Origin of the sequence: Shewanella algidipiscicola, assembly GCF_003605125.1 — a bacterium.
In the GTDB taxonomy this organism is placed as follows: domain Bacteria; phylum Pseudomonadota; class Gammaproteobacteria; order Enterobacterales; family Shewanellaceae; genus Shewanella; species Shewanella algidipiscicola.
Window position 1 is genome coordinate 1 of record NZ_QPQT01000003.1, and the last position, 22,888, is coordinate 22,888.

Below are 22,888 nucleotides of genomic sequence, written 5' to 3' on the forward strand. Positions count from 1 at the left end.
ATGACGAGAAGCTAAGGGAAACGCTGAGTACAAAAAGGGTGAGGATTTGGCTTAGGGTTTTACTTTTACTTTTACTTTTTTAATAACTCTTGAACAACAGAGCGAGTGCATAATAACAGTCTTTGCAGACTTTGCACGCTTTATTTTTGCGACTCTCTTGATGATCTAGGCCGCATCTTGGCTATAGCCATAGCAATCATTGCATTAAGTTGACAGATTGAGTCGTTTTATTTTGGATTTAAATCGCGATAATCGCTGCTGACCTTAAATTAGGGGGACGTGCCTATCTGTTTACCCTTATCTGTATTGATCTTACCTTGTACATCGCGGTAATAGAAAAGCGCGCCAAGTCGTCGACTGAGGCGCGCTTATAGCAAGCAAAATCGTTGCAGGGAAAAAGCCAGCTAATAAGGATATTAGCGTAAATAAAACTAAAGAACTAGTTTGCTACGCCACTCTTCTGGTGCTTGTTCCCTCGTTGGCTTGCATCACCGGTATTAAAGTGCTCGCTCAAAAATCTGACAAATCTCGGCGTGGGTCGCTTGTTTAGGGTTAGTAAAACCACAAGCATCCTTAAGCGCATTATCGGCAAGGGTTGGAATGTCTTCTGCTTTAACACCGAGCTTGCTGAGATTTTCAGGGATCTTCACCGCAACTGAAAGCGCCTTAATCGCATCAATTGCTGCTTGGGCGCCTTGTTCATCATTCATCGAATTAACATTAACCCCCATAGCTTTAGCCACATCTTTTAGGCGAGGCGCTGCCACTTGTGCGTTATAAGCTTGTACATGAGGCAGTAGGAGTGCATTACACACACCATGGGGAAGGTCATAGAAGCCCCCTAGCTGATGCGCCATTGCGTGTACATAACCTAGGCTTGCATTATTAAATGCCATTCCGGCTAGAAATTGAGCGTAGGCCATCTGTTCACGAGCATCGATGCTTTTACCATTTTCAACGGCTTCTACCAGGTTACCCTTGATGAGTTCGATAGCCTTGATTGCGCAGGCATCGGTAATGGGGTTAGCAGCTGTTGATACGTAAGCTTCTACGGCGTGAGTCAGGGCATCCATCCCTGTCGCGGCTGTGAGGCCAGCAGGCTTAAGCAGCATTAACTCTGGATCGTTTACCGATAAGATTGGGGTAGTGTGCTTATCAACAATGGCCATCTTAATGTGGCGCGCTTCATCGGTAATAATACAGAAACGGGTCATTTCACTGGCGGTGCCGGCAGTGGTGTTAATGGCTACCAAGGGCAATTGTGGCTTAGTTGACATGTCTAAGCCTTCATAATCTTTAATGCTGCCACCATTGGTTGCCACTAAGGCGATCCCTTTAGCGCAATCATGAGATGAACCACCGCCTAACGAGATGACAAAGTCACATTTATTGGCGGTAAGTAGCGCGAGACCCGCTTCGACATTGCCTAGTGTTGGATTAGGCTGCACTCCGTCAAATACGGTAGAAGTGATACCTGCGTTTCCGAGTTTTTCAGTTACTTGCCCGACAAGTCCAATATCCATGAGCGGCTTGTCGGTTACGATCAGCGCCCGTTGAAAGCCTAATGTTTTGATATCTCCGATAGCATCGTCAACGGCACCTTGCCCTAACACGTTTACTGATGGGATAAAAAATTTAGCAGCCATTAAAATCTCCTTATTATGGGTTCGTATTTAAACGTTACCTAGGTATGTAAATTTGATATTTAAACGTTCTGGTTTGACTGTCCCTAACCTAACAACCTCACCTGGCTAAAAGCGTGATCTAGATCAAGTAATGGCCAGTGCTAGACCAACTGGGGGGCGAGTATGGCGATAAATACGACAAACAATGTAAATTAATAAAAAAGTAATTTATCCGCTTGTCTTTCAAAGAGTTATTTGTTATCGAAATGTAGGTGAACTAACTGGTTTGGCTATTTTTTGTGTCGAAACGGTACAACTCTACTGCCCTAATGCGCAATGTCAATAACCCGTTTAGTTATTTGTAGAATGGCGGTGTTATCTATGATTCTCTTTAGCGTCGATATCAGCGAATAGAAAAGACGGAGTTTTAAAGCAGCAAGGCTGCATCAATATTATGAAATTGTGCCGCCGCATCAATAAGCCCTTTCGCGGTCAGTTTGGGGACGCCATAAACTTGGGTTTCCAGTCGGTATTTTTGGCTGATGTGTTGTAGCAAAAGGGCAAAATCACCATCACCCGAAAGCAAAATAATGCTATCGACCTCATCAGCTGACTCCATGATATCAATGGTAATACCCACGTCCCAGTCGCCTTTAGCACTGCCATCACTGCGCTGAATAAAGGGCTTAAGTTTCACATCGAAGCCTATGTGTTTGAGCGCATCTTGGAATTTCAGCTGGCCATCGTCACCACGATGGATGGCATAGGCATTAGCGATGACAATATCGCCTTCATAACTTAAATGTTGCCAGAGTTTTCGGTAGTTAAATTGGCGGCCATAAGCTTCTTTACAGGTGTAATAGATATTTTGTACATCGACAAATACGGCGAGTTTTTTCAAGGAGTGTTCCGAAATTGAGCATGATTGCGCCACTATAGCACAAGGATTGCACCACCATAGTGATAACCCTGTATTCCCTTTAATGATTGCACACCGATAGGCAGTACTTTAGTTGTAGCTACTAGCTCTTGTTCAGTGATGAATTATCCGTCTATTGCATCATTAAGAGAGAATTATTTGGTGAGTTAATCATCTGGCTGGTTGTTAAAGTACATCGGCGTGAGGGATTTTCCTTGATTAAAATAACGTCGATGTAATTGCGCTATTTCTACGGGGAACACGCCTTCGGTGCTAAATTGATGTTGGCGATAAAAAGGCTCTAGCTCGGGGAGTGCAAATAAAAAATGGGCGCAGGTATTGAGCTCAGGCGACAGTGAGCGCATTAGGTGATGAGCTAGGCCTTGGTTGCGATGGTCTGGATGAACCAACATGCCAGTCAATAACTGATATGGCCCTATGGCTCTTAACCTTACCGCAGCAATTATTGGTTGTTGAGGATTATCGTTGAAATATTTGACCGCAAGGCGCTCTTTTTTTCGCAGTCGGGCATGAGGCATATAACGCTTGTAAAAAATAAACGCCTGTTGGCGCATCGAAGGGTCGAGCCAATATAGCGTCACGGCTTATCCTATGAAAGTCTTATTCTTGTATGGGGTTCACTAAGCCTAGCAGAATGCGTTGGCGCTCGAAATAGCCAAGTCTTATCTGTTATTTGTCATCTAGGGGAGTCAACGCTTGATATCTTAACCATGGCAATAGCGTGAGCTGGATCAAGTTATTTCTGTGTGAAGTTTGCTCATTTGTCGTTATTGTGTGCCACCTTTGTTTCTGGTTGTGTTATTTGGTTGCTTGTTTGATCTGTTGGCGTTGCTTTTTTGGTGCTGATTTGCGTGCATTTACACTGATTTACCCTATAAACGATGATTTGCCTTTAAAATGACAGCCACTTTCTAATGGACTTTTTAATCGACGAATAATCAATAATGAAAAAACCGCGTTTAACTACCAGCACGATTATTATTTTAAGTTTATCAGCCGCTTTATTGATCCCATTTATACTCAGCCCAAGCCTAGACTCGCAAGCGACAGAGGGGAGTGAGCAAGTGGCTAAAAAAATGCGAGTCATTCCTGTGGTGACATCAGTCGTTGCCCAGCAGGAGTTGAGCCAGCATCTGTCACTGGTTGGCAAGCTTGAGGCTAATCGCTCGGTGCAGATAGCCGCCGAAGTAGCGGGAAAAATCACTCGTATTAATGTGGATGCTAACCAAGCAATAGTCGCGGGTCAGACCTTAGTGGTGCTCGAACACACGCGAGCTAAAGCCAATGTGGCTCAGGCGCAAGCCTATTGGCAAGATGAACAACGCAAGCTAACGGAGTTCCAAAAGCTTATTGGTAATAACGCTATCACTCAAACCGAAATCGATGCCCAAAAAGCCAGTGTCGATATCGCCTTGGCACGCTTGCAAGCGGCGCAAGCCGAGCTGGATCTTCACCTGATCAGCGCACCTTTTTCGGGGACGGCCGGGCTGGTGGATTTTAGTGTTGGTAAGATGGTCAGTGTGGGCAGCGAGCTGCTCAGCTTAGATGATTTGGCTTCAATGCGACTGGATATTCAAGTCCCCGAACTCTATCTGTCACGTTTACAACTCGGCATGTCGGTTACCGCAACGAGTCGAGCCTGGCCAGATGAACGCTTTGTGGGCCACGTTGTGGCAATCGATCCGCGCATCAACCCAGAGACCCTAAACCTTAAGGTGCGAGTTAATTTCGATAACCCGCAGCAGAAGTTAAAACCGGGTATGTTGATGTCTGCCAATATTGGTTTCGCACCCATTAAACAGCCAATCGTGCCAGTGCAAGCACTAGAGTATTCAGGTACTAAGCGTTTTGTTTATATTATCGACAGTGACAATGTTGCGCGTCGAACACAAGTTACCTTAAGTGCACGTATTGACGATAAAGTGCTGATAAGTGAAGGCGTTAATAGCGGCGATAAGATAGTGGTGCAGGGGCTAGTCAATATGCGTGATGGCCTGAAAATTGAGGAGGTTGCCTCAGCCCATTTAAGCACTCAAGAGACCTTGGCCAGCGGTGATGATGTGGGGGTTACGCCTGCAACTCAAGGAGGGCGAGGCTAATGCTATTGTCTGATGTCTCGGTTAAACGCCCGGTGGTTGCCATCGTTTTGAGCCTGCTATTATGCGTGTTCGGTATGGTCTCTTTTTCTAAGTTGGCTGTGCGGGAGATGCCCGACGTTGAAAGCCCTGTGGTGACTGTGATGACCACCTATGAAGGTGCCTCTGCGACCATTATGGAAAGCCAGATAACCACAGTGCTCGAAGATGAACTTACTGGGATCAGTGGTATCGATGAGATCACCTCCACCACGCGTAATGGCATGTCCCGTATTACCGTGACCTTCGATCTTGATTGGGATCTGACCGAAGGGGTCAGTGATGTACGTGATGCGGTGGCCCGTGCTCAGCGCCGCCTGCCTGAAGAAGCAAATGACCCTATTGTATCTAAAGATAATGGCTCGGGTGAACCTTCGGTTTACATTAATTTAAGCTCATCGACCATGGATCGTACTCAGCTGACCGATTACGCGCAGCGGGTGCTCGAAGACAGGTTTAGCCTGATCAGTGGTGTCAGCTCCATCACTCTTTCTGGTGGATTATACAAAGTAATGTATGTGCAGCTTAATCCTGAGCAGATGGCTGGGCGTAACGTCACCACCAGCGATATTATTACCGCGCTGCGTAATGAAAATATTGAAAGCCCTGGGGGCGAGGTGCGCAATGATGTCACCGTCATGACGGTTCGTACCGCTCGTCTGTATCATCAGCCAGAAGATTTTGACTACCTGTTAGTGCGTACGGCAAGCGATGGTACTCCAATTTACCTTAAAGATGTGGCTTCGGTGTTTATTGGCGCCGAAAATGAAAACTCCACCTTTAAGAGTGACGGCGTACCTAACCTTAGTTTAGGCATAGTGGCGCAGTCAGATGCCAACCCTCTCGATGTCGCTAAAAAAGTGCACCTTGAGGTCGATAAGCTGCAAAAGTTTTTACCTGAAGGGACCCAATTGGTGGTCGATTATGACTCGACCATCTTTATCGACCGCTCCATCAACGAGGTATATAACACCTTGTACATTACGGGGGCGCTGGTGATACTGGTGCTGTATATCTTTATCGGTCAGGCTCGGGCCACACTCATTCCTGCCGTCACCGTGCCAGTTTCCCTTATCTCCTCCTTTATTGCGGCGCACTATTTCGGCTTTTCAATTAACTTATTGACTTTGATGGCACTTATTCTCTCTATTGGCTTAGTGGTGGATGATGCCATCGTAGTGGTGGAAAATATCTTCCATCATATCGAAAAAGGCGAACCGCCACTGCTGGCCGCTTACAAAGGTGCCCAAGAAGTGGGCTTTGCTGTGGTGGCGACAACGGCGGTATTAGTCATGGTGTTTTTGCCGATCTCTTTTATGGATGGCATGGTCGGGCGCTTATTTACCGAGTTTTCTGTCATGTTGGCCATGTCGGTGATCTTCTCGTCTATCGTGGCACTCACATTAACCCCAGTGCTTGGCAGTAAAATGCTCAAGGCCAATGTTAAACCTAATGGTTTTAACCGTTTGATGGACAGGATCTTTAGCCGATTAGAGTTGCATTATCGCCGCAGTGTGGCGCAAGCCGTCCAATGGCGTGCTGGGGCTCCGCTGGTGATCTTAGCGTGTATTATCGGCAGTGGTCTCTTGCTGCAGCAGGTACCTGCACAATTGGCACCGCAAGAAGATCGCGGCGTTATTTTTGCTTTTATTAAAGGGGCTGAAGGCACCAGTTATAACCGCATGACTGCCAATGTCGATATTGTCGAACAACGTTTAATGCCGCTGTTAGGCGAGGGGATAGTTAAGTCATTTAGTATCCAATCCCCAGCCTTTGGTGGCCGTGCTGGCGATAACACAGGCTTTGTGATCATACAGTTGGAAGACTGGCAAGATCGCAGCGTTAATGCGCAGCAAGCATTGGCTGTGGTCGCTAAAGCATTAAAAGGGATCCCCGATGTGATGGTGTACCCGCTCTTGCCCGGGTTTCGAGGGCAATCCAGTGAGCCCGTACAATTTGTGCTTGGCGGCGCCGATTATGATGAGTTGTTTAAGTGGGCCAGTATTATGCAACAGGAGGCTCAATTGTCTCCAATGCTCGAAGGTGTTGACTTAGATTATGCGCAAACAACGCCAGAGTTGTTGGTGACTGTTGATAAAGTGCGCGCCGCACAATTGGGCGTCAGCGTCGCCGAAGTGTCGCAAACCTTAGAGGTGATGTTAGGTGGGCGCAGCGAAACTACTTTTATCGATCGCGGTGAAGAATATGATGTCTATCTGCGAGGAGATGAAGACAGCTTTAACAGCATGGCGGATTTAAGCCAAATCTATATGCGCACTGCGACAGGGGAGTTGATCTCGCTGGATGCGATAACGCTTATTGACGAGGTGGCTTCGGCTCATAAACTGAGCCATAACAATAAGCTGAAGTCCATAACCCTAAAAGCCAGTTTAGCTGAGGGCCATACCTTAGGTGAGGCGTTAGACTTTCTCGATGCCAAGGCGATTGAACATTTACCCAGTGACATTTCGGTGAGTTATACTGGCGAGTCGAAAGATTTTAAAGAGAATCAAAGCAGTGTGATGGTGGTGTTCGCATTAGCCTTGCTGGTGGCTTATTTAGTATTGGCGGCGCAATTTGAGAGCTTTATCAATCCACTGGTGGTGATGTTTACTGTGCCTATGGGGGTGTTTGGTGGTTTCCTCGGGTTATACCTTACGGGCCAAGGACTGAATATTTATAGCCAAATTGGCATGATCATGTTGATCGGTATGGTGACCAAAAACGGTATCTTGATCGTAGAGTTTGCCAACCAACTTCGGGATCGTGGTAGCGATATTGAGCAGGCGATTATCGATGCTTCAGCCCGGCGCTTACGGCCGATCTTAATGACCGCATTTACCACCTTAATTGGTGCTGTTCCTTTAATTATGTCAACTGGTGCTGGGGCGGAGAGCCGCATTGCGGTGGGGACTGTGGTGTTTTTCGGTATGGCTTTCGCCACCTTTATCACCCTGTTGGTGATCCCAGCTATGTACCGCTTAATATCGGGTCACACGACTTCACCAGGTTTTGTCGAGGCGCAGTTACAGCAGGCTATCGAGGCTCAGCAACAAGGGACTAAAGCTTGAGGTTAGGGGAAGGTTTTTCAGTCTAGCTTGACTAGGGCCTGTTGATCTTTGTTGGTTGAATGTTGTTCTAGACAAAAACGTGTTAATCGAGGCGAGTGGATTGCAGCCTAGTCATCTAAGCAAAATTCACTTAACAAAGAGTAAAACGTTTTTAGCCGAACCCTTCGGGCAGCGTTTGTTGGGTATTTTTACTGGGTTCTCAGCTTTTTATGTAGAATAACTACACTACAAAGCTTCTGCCTTGTATAAATACCCAGCAATTCGCTGCAAAAACAACCTTGAAAGATCAACAGGCCCTAGCCATACCGCTGTTATTGACAGCGGTATGGCGTATGTATCTGTAATGCCTAACGACAGATACACCACTCTTTTATCATACCAACTAACCGTTTTACTCACTGCGGCTTGCTAGAGGTAAGGTACAGTTACAATATTGAACGCGCGCCATCATAGTGGCCACGGATTAATTGATTATCCTCGATAATCAGTAGTTCACCGGACTCACCCAGTTTGATGCTGCTATCGACCGCGATCACTTGGTTATCAAACAGGCCTAATACTTGTGATTGTGAGGTATGGCCCACCACAATCCGCTTTACGTTAAAGTAGGCCAAGATGTTGTCTAGCTCCTGCTGATTAAAGTTAGCTTTAAAGTAGCCACGGTACCAAGTGGGACCATTGCCGAAAAATAAAAAGTTAAGTAAATCATCTTGCTTCAGTTCGGGCTTAGACTTATCGATATGTTGTCGATATAAGGCATTGACACGGCTTAAGGTTAATTTACGATCGATCCACTCTTGGCTTATGCCACCGTGTAAAAATAGCGTGTCATTAATTTTGACTATGGTGTGCTTACTTCTAAGCCATTGGCCTAGTACTGTGTCATTAGCATAGAGTGCATCATAACTGCGCCCCAGCTGTTCGCTGGCGGTTTGATAGCGCGGATGCACATAGCGGAGGTCACCGCGCATCACCATTTGTTCGTGGTTGCCCATTAACAGATGCAGTTGGCCACCAGCGGCTTGGGCTTGCTGGTTGAGTTGATACATAAACCACAGGACTTCATTGACCTGATGGCCGCGGTCAAACATATCGCCGGTCATTACCAAGTGCGCATCTCCTGCGGCCCAGTGTAGTTGACTATCGATAACCTTATGACGACGCAGCAAGTTAATCAGTACATCGTATTGACCGTGAACATCGCTCAGGGCAATCACTTTGTTTACCCCTTCATAAGTATCGGGCAGCAGCGCTGTCGCATGAGAATTTAATGTGGGCTCAGGCAATTGGGCGCAATCACTGGGGCGGCTTAGCTTGGCTTGCTTAATTGGGGTTTGAGCTAATTGATTGTGGCAGATCCAGTGCGCCGTTTGCGGCTGGGCAGCCCCTGGTTCGATAAACACATAGGGGCCATCATAGATAGGCGTATTGTCTTGGGGCGCCAGTGGAGTGGCAAGCGAACTGTGGCTGAGTAATAACAGCCAAAACAAATGGATAGATTGCAGGGGCTTCAAAGGTCTCTCTCTTTTATTCTGTCGGCGCTCGCGGGGTTTTGGACGTATTGAGCGCGCGAATTCTCGGTTTGTGGCTGTGAGTTGTTGCCAGAGATGTTAGCACTATTTTGCATTGCTGTGTGTGTATTTGTTGGTGTAGCTCCAGGCGATAGGAGCTGTAGGATAGCCAGAGATCTGATGAAACTCACCTCGTTTAAGTCTGTTCATCCCTGCCTCAAACATAAGCCTTAAACTTCTGCGTTAAAATGTCAGTCTCAAACACACGTCATTGAAAATAAGCTCCTTAAATATGCCTAAGTTGATGCTAATAGAAAACGGAGACCCTAAGGTCTCCGTTTGGTCGCTTTAAGCCGTTATCCTATTTACCTGAGCTCGCTAGCATGGGGCTGGCGATTTCGAACGTAAATGAGATCAGCTGATGCGCTTGTATTTTAGGCGATGAGGCTCGATGGCATCGGTGCCTAAGGTCTCTTTTAACCAAGTGGTGTACTCGGTGTAGTTACCTTCGTAGAAGTTGACTTGACCTTCATCGCGATAATCTAAAATATGGGTAGCGATTCTGTCGAGGAACCAACGGTCATGGGAGATAACCATGGCGCAACCTGGGAATTCAAGCAGGGCTTCTTCCAAGGCGCGTAAGGTTTCTACGTCTAAATCGTTGGTGGGTTCATCGAGTAATAGTACGTTACCGCCCGCTTGCAACAGTTTGGCTAAATGAACTCGGTTACGCTCACCACCCGAGAGCGTGCCGATAATTTTTTGCTGATCGCCACCACGGAAGTTAAAGCGACCCACATAGGCGCGACTTGGGATCTCGGTGTTGTTGATCCGCATGATATCTTGGCCGCCGGAGATCTCTTGCCAAACGGTATTTTTATCATTCATCGAATCACGGAACTGATCCACCGAGGCAATCTTCACCGACTCACCAATTTCGATGCTGCCACTATCAGGCTGCTCGGCGCCGGTAAGCATCTTAAACAGGGTCGATTTACCCGCGCCGTTGGCACCGATAATGCCCACGATAGCGCCTTTGGGCACTGAGAAGCTTAAATTGTCGATAAGGACGCGATCGCCATAAGACTTGGTCAGGTTGTTAACTTCAATCACCTTGTCACCCAAGCGGGGCCCAGGTGGAATAAAGAGTTCGTTCGTCTCGTTTCGCTTTTGGTAATCGTTAGTATTAAGCTCTTCAAAACGCGCCATACGGGCCTTGCCCTTAGATTGCCGGCCTTTAGCCCCCTGGCGAACCCATTCAAGTTCTTTGGCAATGGTTTTTTGGCGGGCGTTTTCGGTGGCCGACTCTTGTTTAAGGCGGGCATCTTTTTGCTCAAGCCAAGAAGAGTAGTTGCCTTCCCAAGGGATCCCTTCGCCACGGTCAAGTTCTAAAATCCAACCTGCGGCGTTGTCGAGGAAGTATCTATCGTGGGTAATGGCCACAACGGTGCCAGTGTAATCTTGTAAGAAGCGCTCTAGCCAAGCGACCGACTCGGCATCCAAATGGTTGGTCGGCTCATCGAGCAGCAACATATCGGGTTTTTCGAGCAGTAAACGACACAAGGCCACACGGCGACGCTCACCCCCAGATAAGACTTCAATTTTAGTGTCCCAATCAGGTAGACGCAGCGCATCTGCGGCGCGCTCTAAGATGTTGTCGAGGTTGTGGGCATCTTGCGCTTGAATAATGGCTTCGAGGCGGCCTTGTTCTTTGGCTAACGCATCAAAGTCGGCATCGGGCTCGGCGTACAACGCATAGACTTCATCTAAGCGGGTAAGAGCATTTTTCGCCTCGCTGACCGCTTCTTCAATCGCTTCACGTACGGTTTGCTGTTCATCCAGCTTAGGCTCTTGGGGCAGGTAACCGATTTTAAGGTCCTGCATGGGGCGGGCTTCACCCTCAATGTCGGTATCTAGGCCGGCCATAATGCGCAGTAGGGTCGATTTACCCGAGCCGTTAAGACCCAATACACCAATCTTGGCGCCAGGAAAAAAGCTTAAGGAAATATCTTTTAGGATCTGCTTTTTAGGTGGGACAATTTTGCCCACTCGTAGCATGCTATAAACAAATTGTGCCATAACAAATTTACTCTCCGACAAAACAATGGCGCCAATTCTACTGCAATCGAGTATGAACTTAAATCGTATTTTAGAAGATGGGCGCCGGCGGCGTGTGCATCAATTGCTTTTGGGCTGATTTTTCGGTTTATGCCACCCAAGGTTTATCCTAAAACGAAAACAGTGTTTTTTCTCAAGACTCTGTAAATAAGCACTTTTATGCTTTAAAAAAGAATCCGCTTGCCAAACAACGACTCACTTACGGCATTGGGACGACCGGGGGGCTTGGATGAATATTTCTAAGGCTTAATTACGGCTAATTTCATGTTGCTAATGCTGGGATTGTGATCAATTGCACTGTAGAATACCGCGCAACCCTACTTAAATAAGACTTTAACAGCTGGAGTGACCAATGCTGAAAAAAGAGATGAATATTGCGGACTTCGATCCACAACTGTTTCAAGCGATCCAAGATGAAACTCGTCGTCAAGAGGAGCACATCGAGCTAATCGCCTCTGAAAACTACACCAGCCCTCGTGTTCTAGAAGCGCAAGGTTCTCAGCTGACTAACAAGTATGCCGAAGGCTACCCAGGTAAGCGTTACTATGGTGGTTGTGAGTATGTGGATATCGCCGAAGACTTGGCAATTTCTCGCGCCAAAGAGCTATTTGGCGCCACTTACGCCAATGTTCAGCCTCACTCCGGCTCACAAGCTAACTCAGCGGTATTTATGGCACTACTTCAAGGCGGTGATACTGTTTTGGGCATGAGCCTTGCCCATGGTGGTCACTTGACCCATGGCTCTCACGTGAGCTTCTCGGGTAAATTATACAATGCCGTGCAGTACGGTATCGACGAAACCACAGGCAAGATTGATTACGCCGAAGTTGAGCGCCTTGCCGTTGAGCATCAACCTAAGATGATCATCGCCGGTTTCAGTGCTTACTCTGGTATTATCGATTGGGGCAAGTTCCGCGAAATCGCAGACAAAGTTGGTGCTTACCTGTTTGTCGATATGGCGCACGTTGCAGGTCTAGTGGCTGCGGGTATCTATCCTAATCCACTGCCACATGCACACGTGGTGACCACCACAACCCATAAGACTCTGGCTGGCCCACGTGGCGGCTTGATCTTGTCGGCTTGTGATGATGAAGATATTTACAAGAAGCTAAACTCTGCGGTATTCCCAGGTGGCCAAGGTGGCCCATTGATGCACGTTATCGCGGCTAAAGCGGTGGCGTTCAAAGAAGCATTAGAGCCTGAGTTTAAAACGTACCAAGAGCAAGTGGTTGTTAACGCGAAAGCGATGGCAAACACCTTTATTCAACGCGGTTATGATGTAGTGTCTGGCGGTACCGACAACCACCTATTCCTACTTGATTTGATTGCTAAAGATATCACAGGTAAAGACGCTGATGCTGCACTTGGTCGTGCCAACATCACAGTGAACAAAAACTCAGTGCCTAACGATCCTCGTTCACCTTTTGTGACCTCGGGTCTGCGTATTGGCTCGCCAGCGATCACTCGTCGTGGCTTCAAAGAAGCGCAAGCGGTTGAGTTAACGAACTGGATGTGTGATGTGCTCGATGACATCAACAACGAAGCTACTATCGAGCGGGTGAAAAACCAGGTACTTGATTTGTGCGTTAAGTTCCCCGTTTACGGTTAACCTTAAGGGTTAAATCAGGTAAACTTCGATGGCCGCTATTATAGCGGCCATTTTTGTATCTCTCAGTTGGCTTTCTATGTATGCCAACCGATCTGTTTAAGTGCTTTTATGCTGGAGGCTCAATGTATTGTCCGTTTTGCAGCGCAACCGATACTAAGGTGATCGATTCTCGCTTGGTTGCCGATGGCCACCAGGTTCGCCGTCGCCGTGAATGCCTTGAGTGCCATGAAAGATTCACCACTTTTGAAGGCGCCGAGTTAGTCATGCCACGAGTGGTTAAGCAAGACGGTAGTCGCCAGCCATTCGATGAAGAAAAGCTGCGCGGCGGTATGTTACGCGCAGTCGAGAAACGTCCGGTATCTATGGATGAAATTGAGCAGGCACTAAGCAAGATTAAGTCGACACTGCGCGCCACTGGCGAGCGTGAAGTCACCTCTGAGATGATAGGTAACTTGATGATGGACCACTTGGTCAACCTCGACAAAGTCGCCTATATCCGTTTCGCTTCTGTGTATCGTGCCTTTGAAGATGTGTCCGAGTTTGGTGACGCCATTGCGAAACTGCAGAGTCCTAAGTCGCCCAAATAAACCGATTATTAATCATTAGATTGCATGGATATGGCACATGGTGTGGTCAAAATTTGATATTGAAATGATGGCAAAAGCCATTAAGTTAGCGCGTCAAGGGCGCTATACCACTCGACCCAACCCTAGCGTGGGCTGTGTTATCAGCTTGGCAGGCAAGGTAGTCGGCCAAGGTTATCATATTGCCGCGGGCGGCCCCCATGCCGAAGTGCATGCACTGCGTATGGCAGGCGAGCAAGCCCAAGGAGCAACCGCCTATGTTACTCTAGAGCCGTGTAGCCACTATGGTCGTACCCCGCCGTGTGCACAGGCATTAATCGATGCGCAAGTGGCGCGAGTAGTGGTGGCGGTAACCGATCCTAATCCGCAGGTGTCTGGCCGGGGGATTAAGATGCTGCAGCAAGCAGGCATAGAGGTCGATATCGATCTGCTGCGTGATGAGGCGGCCGCGCTGAATCAAGGCTTTATGAAGCGAATGGCGACTGGATTGCCTTGGGTGAGCATCAAGTTGGCCGCCAGTTTAGACGGTAAAACGGCGCTGTCCAATGGCACATCGAAGTGGATAACCGGTGCCAATGCCCGCCGCGATGTGCAGCGAATGCGTGCGCGTCATTGTGCGGTGCTAACTGGCATCGATAGCGTCTTGCAAGATGATCCCAGCATGAATGTGCGCCATCAAGAGCTCGGTAGCCTAGCCGATTCACTGCCTGTTGAGCTGTTAAAGCAGCCATTGCGGGTGGTGCTCGATAGTCAGGCTCGGCTAGGGAGCCAAGCAACATTATTGGCCATTCCATCACCTATCTTATTGGTGTCTTGCAGGCCTTATAGCCCGTCGATACAGGCCTCATGGCCACCACATGTGAGCCATTTACAGCTTGACGCCCAAGAAGGGCGCGTGCCGCTCGCAGCATTGCTGGCGCATTTAGGCCAAACGTGCAATAGCGTGATGGTCGAAGCTGGCGCCACCTTGGCGGGAGCTTTTATGGCACAGCAACTGGCCGATGAGTTGGTCTTATACCAAGCGCCTAAATTGCTTGGCGGCCACGGGCGTAATTTACTCCTGTTGCCCGACTATACTCAGATGGCGCAACTGCCTAAGTTAGTGTTAACTGATGAGCGCAAGGTCGGTGTCGATACGCGTTTTACATTTAATTTAAGTGCACATTCCTAATCAAGTGCAGAACAACCAAGTAGGTAAAGATGTTTACTGGGATCATTGAGTCAGTAGGAAATCTAAGGAAAATTGAGCGCCGTGGTGACGATATTCGCCTCACCGTGGCCTGTGGTAAGTTGGACTTAAGCGATGTCAAACTTGGTGATAGCATTGCCACCAATGGCGTGTGTCTCACCGTGGTGGAATGTTTGAGCGATGGTTATGTTGCCGATATCTCAGCCGAGACAGTGTCGCTGACCGGTTTTGCTCATTATCAAGTGGGGCAAGCGGTCAATTTAGAAAAAGCCGTTACACCGACCACACGTTTAGGCGGTCATATGGTGAGTGGTCATGTGGATGGGGTCGCTTACGTCGACGACAGGCAATACCGTGGTAAGGCTATCGAATTTTGGTTAACGCCACCTCAAGGCTTAGCGCGTTATATCGCCCATAAAGGCTCCATTACTATCGACGGCGTTAGCCTGACGGTGAATGAGGTGCAAGGCGAACGTTTTCGATTAACCATAGTGCCGCATACCGCGGGTGAAACCACTCTTATCAACTTAAAAACTGGCGATAGCGTCAATATCGAGGTGGATCTGATTGCACGTCATTTAGAGCGTTTAATGACGTATTCGGGGCATAATGCAGATGAAACTGTTAGCAAAGCCCCAGAAGTGACGATGGATCTGTTAGCTCGCTCAGGCTTTTTAAGATAGAGGCTGGTAATGCCCGCTAATAGCAGATTAAATATTTATTACTAGAAGAACATTTCAAGGTCTAACAATGACACTACATAGCATAGAAGCGATTATCGAAGATATTCGTTTAGGCAAAATGGTTATCTTGATGGATGACGAAGATAGAGAAAACGAAGGCGATCTCATCATGGCGGCAGATCTTGTCACCCCTGAGGCGATCAACTTTATGGCCACTTTCGGACGCGGCTTAATTTGCCAAACCATGACGAAAGCGCGCTGTCAGCAGCTGAATTTACCCTTGATGGTCACCAACAATAACGCGCAATTTTCGACTAACTTTACCGTGTCGATTGAAGCTGCTGAAGGGGTGACAACCGGTATTTCTGCTCAAGATAGAGCCGTGACCGTTAAAGCGGCTGTGGCGAAAGATGCTAAGCCGACCGATATTGTGCAGCCAGGGCATATTTTCCCGCTGATGGCCCAAGAAGGTGGCGTTTTAGTGCGCGCAGGTCACACCGAAGCGGGCTGTGATATTGCCCGTCTTGCAGGTTTAGAGCCTTCAGCTGTTATCGTTGAAATTCTTAATGACGATGGCACCATGGCGCGTCGTCCCGATCTTGAGGTTTTTGCCGAAAAGCATGGCCTAAAAATAGGAACCATTGCCGATTTAATCGAATATCGCAATACCAAAGAGACCACAGTGGTGCGCGAGGCTAAGTGCAAATTGCCAACCCGTTTTGGTGAGTTTGAGATGATCACCTACCGTGACACCATAGACAATCAACTTAACTATGCCCTTATTAAAGGTGACGTTAAGCCAGACAGCTTAGTGCGGGTACACCTGCAAAATACCTTTAATGACTTACTTCACTCTGAGCGCGACGAAAAACGCAGCTGGCCACTCGAAAAAGCCATGGCGCGTATTGCCGATGAAGGCGGCGTATTAGTCTTACTGGGTCATCAAGAGCACAGCAGTGAAATTTTGGCCAAGGTCAAAGCATTTGAAGCTCAAGATAAAGGCGAAGCCGCAGCCCCAGCACAATGGCAAGGCACCTCACGCCAAGTGGGCATCGGCTCGCAAATATTGGCCGATGTGGGCGTCACCACGATGCGCCTGCTGAGTTCGCCAAAGCGTTACCATTCGCTGTCGGGCTTTGGGTTAGAAGTCACTGAATATATTGCTGATTAATACTCATGTGAGTAAATTAACTCATTTGGTTTAAATTGCATGGGGATCAACGTCGTGTGCTGTGGTATTATACGGCCTCTTTTTTCCCGTGCCGGGTTTGTTAAAGCTAATTTAGGTAAGATAAATGAACGTAGTTCAAGGTAATATCGAATCGAAAAATGCCAAAGTTGCCATCGTGATCTCACGCTTCAACAGCTTTGTTGTTGAGAGTTTGCTTAATGGCGCGTTAGATACGCTAAAGCGCTTTGGTCAAGTTGCAGATGACAATATCACGATTGTACGTGTGCCTGGCGCTGTAGAGTTGCCTCTTGCGGCTCGTCGTGTGGCGGCAAGCGGTAAATTTGACGGTATCATTGCGCTAGGCGCCGTGATCCGTGGTGGTACTCCCCATTTTGATTTTGTTGCAGGCGAATGTAACAAAGGTTTGGCTCAGGTAGCGCTTGAGTTTGATCTTCCTGTTTCATTTGGTGTGTTGACCACAGATACCATTGAGCAAGCCATTGAGCGCTCAGGTACTAAAGCGGGTAATAAGGGCGGCGAAGCGGCTCTTAGTTTGCTTGAAATGGTCAATGTTCTGCAAGAACTAGAACAGCAGTTGTAAGATTAGGAACAAGAATGAAACCTTCAGAGCGCCGTAAAGCCCGCCGTCTAGCGTTACAAGCTATCTACTCATGGCAGCTAAGCGGAAATAATGTTGCCGATGTGGAGCATGAATTCCTCACTGAGCAAAAAATCGATGGTGTCGATGTTAGCTATTTTCGTGAATTGCTATCGGGAACCACCATCAAGTGCGCCCAGTTAGATGAGTTAATTACCCCTCATATTGAGCGTCCGTTCGATGAGGTTTCACCTATCGAAAAAGCAGTATTACGTCTTGCGACGTATGAGCTGACTTTCCGCAAGGACGTGCCTTTCAAGGTTGCGATTAACGAAGCGATTGAGCTAGCTAAGGCCTTTGGTGCCGAAGATGGTCATAAGTTTGTTAATGGCATTCTCGATAAGATAGTCGGTAGAAAGTGATAGTCGAAACGGTGTCCTAGGATGCCGTTTTTTTTGTTATCATCGCTAGGTTCTGTTGATTTTTCACGCTTGTTTCTGCGCCTTGATGAGTGATGTTGACAAGGTGTGGCTATGACTCGAGTCATGCTTCGCCAGTGGTTTAAACAGCACCATACTCGCTAAGCCCTGCGGCCATAGTGATTTGTTTCAATGCAGCACGCCCTGATGAGCCTTTGGTTTAGCTTTTAAGCCTTATGGCTCAAGCTTTATGATTTAGGCTTTATGATTTAAGTTTTGCTCTTAACCCATTGAGTTCGAACCATCACTAAGCTTGAAAAACAATATTCCCTAGGTGTCGCCTGCATGGATGTGGGGGATGACATTAACTTTATAATGGTTGTCAAACTGTGAAAGAGTTTAACGTAATTGAGCGTTTTTTTGCTGAGCGCGGTCAAGCTCGCCGCGACGTAGAATTAAGTGTTGGCGATGACTGTGCCTTGGTTAATCCCGCTGAACATAAATCTATCGCTATCTCATGCGATACCCTCGTTGAAAATGTCCACTTCTTGGCCGACATGCCCGCTAAGGCATTAGGTTATAAATCGGTGGCCGTTAATCTATCTGATTTAGCCGCCATGGGCGCTGAGCCTGCATGGATGACCTTGGCCATTACCCTGCCTAATATAGATGAAGCATGGCTCGATGCGTTTAGCCAAGGCTTAAATGATGCTGCCGAGTATTATGGCGTTGCTCTGGTGGGGGGCGACACCACGCGTGGACCGAAATCCATCACTATCACCATCAATGGTCAAGTCCCAAAAGGCAAAGCGTTAACTCGCAGTGGGGCGAACAATGGCGATTGGATCTATGTGACAGGCACCTTAGGTGATTCAGCGTTAGGCTTAGCCATTTTACGGGGCGAGCAAACGCTGAGTGGCGATGCCGCGCAGTATTTAATTCAACGGCATTACTATCCAACGCCAAGAGTTTTGGCGGGGCAATCGCTGCGGAATCTCGCCTCGAGTGCCATCGATCTATCCGATGGTTTGGTGTCCGATATTGGCCACATCCTCAAACACTCTAACGTGGGGGCGACTGTCGATGTCGATCAGCTACCGCTGTCGGCAGCCATGAGGGAGTCGGTTGAGTATGAGCAAGCGCTTAGCTATGCCCTGACGGGCGGGGAAGATTATGAATTACTCTTTACCGTGCCTGAATCACAGCGCGGTGCCCTAGAAACATCACTGGCTCATGCTGGGGTCTCTTTTGCTAAAATCGGCCAGATCTCCACAGGCAACAAACTGCGTTTGATGAAAGAGGGCGCCACATTTAAGCCAATCAATTTTAGTTTTGAGCATTTTACATCATGAAGTTACGCTCGACCGATCCACTGCTGCGCAGACTCTCTCTTACTAATCCTATCCACTTTTTGGCGTTGGGCTTTGGCTCGGGTCTACTGGCTAAAGCCCCGGGAACCTATGGTAGTTTGGCGGCCATTCCGCTCTACCTACTGATGAGCTACCTTTCGCTATCTTGGTATCTTGGTGTGACGCTGCTATTGATGCTGGTGGGGTTTTATATTTGTGATAAAGCCTCTAAAGATATGCGTGTGCATGATCACGGCGCCATCGTGTGGGATGAAATTGTTGGCATGTTAATCACCCTGACTGCTGCGCCCGCAGGTTGGGGATGGTTACTGCTGGGATTTGTGCTGTTTCGCTTTTTTGACATCCTTAAGCCATGGCCGATCAAATGGCTCGATGCCAAGGTGCATGGTGGTTTTGGCATCATGATCGATGATGTCTTAGCGGGCGTCTTTGCGTTTTTGTGCCTGCAAGGGGTGGTATACTTTGCCAGTTAGGGGGCGCCTTTAAACTCAGCAGCAGGCACTTTGGCATTTGCTTGAGTCGCCTGCCTAACTCGTACCTTACCCTGCTGTGATGTTATACCCCCACTTGAGTGTTATCCCCCTGTTGCTTTAAGTGATAATAATCGCTCGTTTAATGGCCTTAATGATGCGTGTGTCTGCACCTATTACAGGCCTTTTCGAGAGCATCGTAAGGTTATGAAGTGGAATTAACTCCTTAAATTGGCAAGAATTTCCTTATATATTAATGAACATCATTAACGATATTTCACCTTTAGCACGATATTTCAAGACGTTCTTTAACGATATTTCGTAATTAGTCGATCTCGCTTCAACTTATGCGCCTTTATCCCCCCATTTCCCGCTTTGGCACGTTAGCTGCTGTTAAGTGTTATTGGAATTAGCCAATACGCTATAACACAAGAATAAATTGGGGAAATGATATGAACAAGAAACTGTTAGCGCTTTTAATACCCTCCATATTAATGATGGGATCGGCGCAGGCCGTCGAGATATACAATGATCAAACTAACAGCGTTAATATGATGGGTTGGCTTGGTTTTGCGGCCATCAATGACACAAATGATACTGCTGTGGTTGATAATTTTTCTCGTGTTGGCTTTCGATTCGATCGCACAGAAAAAAATGGTTGGCGCAGTTTCGCTCACACAGAGTGGGGGATTAACATGGTCACAAGTGATGATGCCCTCAATTATACCGGTGGCCAGTTAGGCGCCTCGAAAGATTCAGATTTCTTATTTAACCGTTTAGGTTATGTCGGTCTTAGACATGATAAGTGGGGCAGTTTAACCTTTGGTAAACAGTGGGGCGCCTACTATGATGTGGCTTATACTACGGATGTGCTCAACGTCTATACAGGCTATTCCGTCGGTGCTTACACCTTTGGTGATGGTGGGTTAACGGGCGCTGGCCGTGCCGACTCGGCATTCGTTTACCGTAATTCGTTTGGTAACTTAAGCGTTGCACTACAGTATGCGGCTAAACAAAATGGCGATGTATCGCTATTTGACCGAAATGGTATGGCGATAAATGATGGCTCACACATCAATTTTGATACGAGTTATGGTGCGAGTGTGGCCTATCACTTCAGTGATAAATTCAAAGTCTTAGCCGGTATCAATCGCGGTGATTTTGAAGGTGAGTTAGCCGGTGAGACTGTTGATGACACTAACGAAATCATGGGTGTGGGAGTGCAGTATGGCTCATTCTATCAATATGCACCTAATCGTGAGGCTGACGGGTTATACCTAGGTTTCAATGCGCATAAGAGCAAGCAAAATGAGTTGGTCGCAGGCGAATTATATGACTCAACCGGTGGCGAGTTCTTAGTTGCTTATCAGTATGAAAACGGCTTTGTACCTAGCTTTTTGTTGTCTTATCAAGATTTAGATACCGATGCCTCAACCACTATCCAAGGTGACTGGACCCGTCAATTTGCTGTAGTTGGTCTACATTATCGTTATAGCAACGACACTATTATGTTTGCCGAAGCCAAACTCGACTTCAGCGATATGGACGATGAGAGTTTTGAAAAACTACAAGATAACAGCTACTCGGTTGGTATTCGTTATTTTTTCTAGCCTAGCTCATTACTAAAAAAGCCGAGGTGGCCGAATAACTACAGTATTCATCGACCTTGTGCTCGCTTTGCCATAAGCCTAAAATCACTTTTATGAAAGTCTTTTTAGGCTTTTCTTTTTGGTTTTTTTAATGAGGAAAAGGTTAGCATAACCCCAATTTCTTCATTTTACTCTTGAGGGTGTTGGGGTTGATATCTAACAGCTCCGCTGCACCACCGGGGCCATATAACTTACCGCCAGTGATACGCATAGCATGACCAATGTATTTGCTTATCATGGTGTCCAGCGGCACTAGCTTATCGCTAGCATGGCTAGGATCGATAATAATGGTTTGGCCCACTTGATTAACCACTTGATCCTCGGTTCCCATTTGCAATAAATCAAAGTTTAATGGGCCGTGGGGCTGTTGAATTATGGCTCGTTCAAGCACATTTATCAGTTCACGTACATTGCCCGGCCAACTGTAATGATTTAACACATTCAACTGCTCCGGTGTGACTCTAGGCAACTTCTCTAGATTAAACTTGGCGGCTAAATTTTCAATAAAGTGTTGAACTAACAATGGAATATCGCATCTGCGTTGTCGTAACGCAGGGATTTCTATCGGGAATACAGCTAAACGATACCAGAGATCTTCTCTAAAGGTCTTCTCATGAACCATGGCTTGTAAGTTTCTGTGAGTCGCGGCAATCACACGAATGTTTAGCTCGATACTTTCATAACCGCCGACGCGAGTTATTGAGCTGTTTTGCAATACGCGCAGCAATCTGACTTGCGCCGATAGTGGTAGTTCGCCAATTTCATCTAAAAAAATCGTGCCGCCATTGGCTTGCTCAAAATAGCCTGCTTTGCGTGTTTCTGCGCCGGTGAAGGCCCCCTTTTCATAACCAAACAACTCGGAATCGATTAAAGACTCAGGAATGGCGCCGCAGTTGACCTTAATAAAGGGTTTTCCCGTTCTATTGGACTTAGCGTGAATTGCGTTGGCTATCACCTCTTTGCCGCAGCCGGTTTCTCCCTGCATTAATACGCTGGTGTTGAGTGGCGCAATTGCGGCCACCTTTTCCATGACTTTCTTCAATCCAGCTTCGCTGCCCACTACGCCATCGGCCGAGAATATGGCGCGTTTCAAATTCACATTCTCCTGGCTGAGTGCTCGATTGGCTCTGAGTAAATTTCGACCCCGTAGGTTAAAGGCGGTAATTAAAGAAAAAGTATCCTTGTGCGGTTCGATTAAATCTGCGTGTAGAGGTTTAAACTGACCGATTTTTTTTGAGTAAAAGCCGACCACTCCCAGATGAGTGTTGCTGCTCATCATACGCAGCAGGATAACCGATTGAATATCAGGTACGAGGTGAGGAGCCACAAAATGGGTAACTTTATCGAGATGAATATCATTAATGATACGGATAATGGGGCGGTCATTTTGCTGTAGTACCTCCTCCATTTCGGGTGAAATTTTTACCTGTTTATCTATCGCCGAGGCGTGTGAATCATTGGCATGTGCCAAGAATTGAATGTCACCATGTTCAGGCCGATAGATGTTAAGAAAAATGCCATCGATAGGCAGGTGTTGTTTGACATATTCGTAATAATTTTGCAGAGCATTTTCCAGCGATAAACTGCTGCATAAGCACTGAGTAGCTTGGTAATAGAATTGTTTCTTCATTGATATGTCGAGGTAGTCACGAAGTTTCGTGATAATAAATCATTGTATTTCGTGGTTCTGTGCTCTCGTTCATAGATTGCCTAATCCCCCCCTCTTTTTAGGTAGTTGGCATAGTC

18 protein-coding genes are annotated in these 22,888 nt (G+C 47.2%); 12 read left to right on the forward strand and 6 right to left on the reverse strand.

The window, feature by feature from the left end:
- Nucleotides 1-497: 497 nt before the first annotated feature.
- From yiaY to DVO77_RS03680, 3 genes are all read right to left on the reverse strand, one after another.
- Nucleotides 498-1,646 (reverse strand): L-threonine dehydrogenase, encoded by a 1,149-nt coding sequence (yiaY, locus tag DVO77_RS03670; protein ID WP_119977385.1) that lies wholly within the window; start codon nucleotides 1,644-1,646, stop codon nucleotides 498-500.
- Between the two features lie 406 nt (nucleotides 1,647-2,052).
- Nucleotides 2,053-2,526 (reverse strand): LabA-like NYN domain-containing protein, encoded by a 474-nt coding sequence (locus DVO77_RS03675; protein ID WP_119977386.1) that lies wholly within the window; start codon nucleotides 2,524-2,526, stop codon nucleotides 2,053-2,055.
- A 185-nt stretch (nucleotides 2,527-2,711) separates the two neighbouring features.
- Complete coding sequence (locus tag DVO77_RS03680) at nucleotides 2,712-3,146, reverse strand: GNAT family N-acetyltransferase (RefSeq protein WP_119977387.1); 435 nt, start codon at nucleotides 3,144-3,146, stop codon at nucleotides 2,712-2,714.
- Nucleotides 3,147-3,509: 363 nt separating this feature from the next.
- On the opposite strand from DVO77_RS03680, the gene DVO77_RS03685 reads away from it, so the two are divergent.
- Nucleotides 3,510-4,664: an efflux RND transporter periplasmic adaptor subunit gene (locus DVO77_RS03685; protein WP_119977388.1), complete on the forward strand. Its 1,155-nt coding sequence runs from the start codon at nucleotides 3,510-3,512 to the stop codon at nucleotides 4,662-4,664.
- Nucleotides 4,664-7,771, forward strand: coding sequence for a multidrug efflux RND transporter permease subunit (locus DVO77_RS03690; RefSeq protein ID WP_119977389.1), 3,108 nt, complete (start codon nucleotides 4,664-4,666; stop codon nucleotides 7,769-7,771). Before DVO77_RS03685 ends, DVO77_RS03690 begins: the two co-directional genes overlap by 1 nt.
- Before the next feature lie 425 nt (nucleotides 7,772-8,196).
- Here DVO77_RS03690 and DVO77_RS03695 read toward each other — a convergent pair whose 3' ends face one another.
- On the reverse strand, nucleotides 8,197-9,252 hold the full coding sequence (locus tag DVO77_RS03695; protein ID WP_249038106.1) for a metallophosphoesterase: 1,056 nt from the start codon (nucleotides 9,250-9,252) through the stop codon (nucleotides 8,197-8,199).
- 444 nt (nucleotides 9,253-9,696) lie between these two features.
- Entirely contained in the window at nucleotides 9,697-11,361 is a 1,665-nt protein-coding gene (ettA, locus tag DVO77_RS03700) for an energy-dependent translational throttle protein EttA (RefSeq protein WP_119977391.1), read from the reverse strand.
- A 391-nt stretch (nucleotides 11,362-11,752) separates the two neighbouring features.
- On the opposite strand from ettA, the gene glyA reads away from it, so the two are divergent.
- From glyA to DVO77_RS03750, 10 genes are all read left to right on the forward strand, one after another.
- Nucleotides 11,753-13,009 (forward strand): serine hydroxymethyltransferase, encoded by a 1,257-nt coding sequence (gene glyA, locus DVO77_RS03705; protein ID WP_119977392.1) that lies wholly within the window; start codon nucleotides 11,753-11,755, stop codon nucleotides 13,007-13,009.
- A 122-nt stretch (nucleotides 13,010-13,131) separates the two neighbouring features.
- On the forward strand, nucleotides 13,132-13,596 hold the full coding sequence (nrdR, locus tag DVO77_RS03710) for a transcriptional regulator NrdR (protein WP_110456799.1): 465 nt from the start codon (nucleotides 13,132-13,134) through the stop codon (nucleotides 13,594-13,596).
- Nucleotides 13,597-13,633: 37 nt separating this feature from the next.
- Nucleotides 13,634-14,764 carry a bifunctional diaminohydroxyphosphoribosylaminopyrimidine deaminase/5-amino-6-(5-phosphoribosylamino)uracil reductase RibD gene (gene ribD / locus DVO77_RS03715; RefSeq protein ID WP_119977393.1) on the forward strand — a complete coding sequence of 377 codons (1,131 nt, stop codon included), beginning with the start codon at nucleotides 13,634-13,636 and terminating at the stop codon, nucleotides 14,762-14,764.
- Between the two features lie 29 nt (nucleotides 14,765-14,793).
- A complete protein-coding gene (locus DVO77_RS03720) occupies nucleotides 14,794-15,465 on the forward strand; it encodes a riboflavin synthase (protein WP_119977394.1) in 672 nt (223 codons plus the stop codon).
- A 67-nt stretch (nucleotides 15,466-15,532) separates the two neighbouring features.
- On the forward strand, nucleotides 15,533-16,636 hold the full coding sequence (gene ribBA / locus DVO77_RS03725; RefSeq protein ID WP_119977395.1) for a bifunctional 3,4-dihydroxy-2-butanone-4-phosphate synthase/GTP cyclohydrolase II: 1,104 nt from the start codon (nucleotides 15,533-15,535) through the stop codon (nucleotides 16,634-16,636).
- 124 nt (nucleotides 16,637-16,760) lie between these two features.
- Nucleotides 16,761-17,237 carry a 6,7-dimethyl-8-ribityllumazine synthase gene (gene ribH, locus DVO77_RS03730; RefSeq protein ID WP_110456511.1) on the forward strand — a complete coding sequence of 159 codons (477 nt, stop codon included), beginning with the start codon at nucleotides 16,761-16,763 and terminating at the stop codon, nucleotides 17,235-17,237.
- Nucleotides 17,238-17,251: 14 nt separating this feature from the next.
- Nucleotides 17,252-17,656 carry a transcription antitermination factor NusB gene (gene nusB / locus DVO77_RS03735; protein WP_119977396.1) on the forward strand — a complete coding sequence of 135 codons (405 nt, stop codon included), beginning with the start codon at nucleotides 17,252-17,254 and terminating at the stop codon, nucleotides 17,654-17,656.
- A gap of 386 nt (nucleotides 17,657-18,042) precedes the next feature.
- Nucleotides 18,043-19,005: a thiamine-phosphate kinase gene (gene thiL, locus DVO77_RS03740; RefSeq protein ID WP_119977397.1), complete on the forward strand. Its 963-nt coding sequence runs from the start codon at nucleotides 18,043-18,045 to the stop codon at nucleotides 19,003-19,005.
- A complete protein-coding gene (locus DVO77_RS03745; protein WP_119977398.1) occupies nucleotides 19,002-19,496 on the forward strand; it encodes a phosphatidylglycerophosphatase A family protein in 495 nt (164 codons plus the stop codon). Before thiL ends, DVO77_RS03745 begins: the two co-directional genes overlap by 4 nt.
- Nucleotides 19,497-19,945: 449 nt before the next feature.
- Entirely contained in the window at nucleotides 19,946-21,103 is a 1,158-nt protein-coding gene (locus tag DVO77_RS03750; protein WP_119977399.1) for a porin, read from the forward strand.
- Between the two features lie 142 nt (nucleotides 21,104-21,245).
- Here DVO77_RS03750 and DVO77_RS03755 read toward each other — a convergent pair whose 3' ends face one another.
- The gene (locus tag DVO77_RS03755) at nucleotides 21,246-22,772 is read right to left on the reverse strand and encodes a sigma-54-dependent Fis family transcriptional regulator (RefSeq protein ID WP_119977400.1); all 1,527 of its coding nucleotides are present in this window, start codon (nucleotides 22,770-22,772) and stop codon (nucleotides 21,246-21,248) included.
- Between the last annotated feature and the right edge of the window lie 116 nt (nucleotides 22,773-22,888).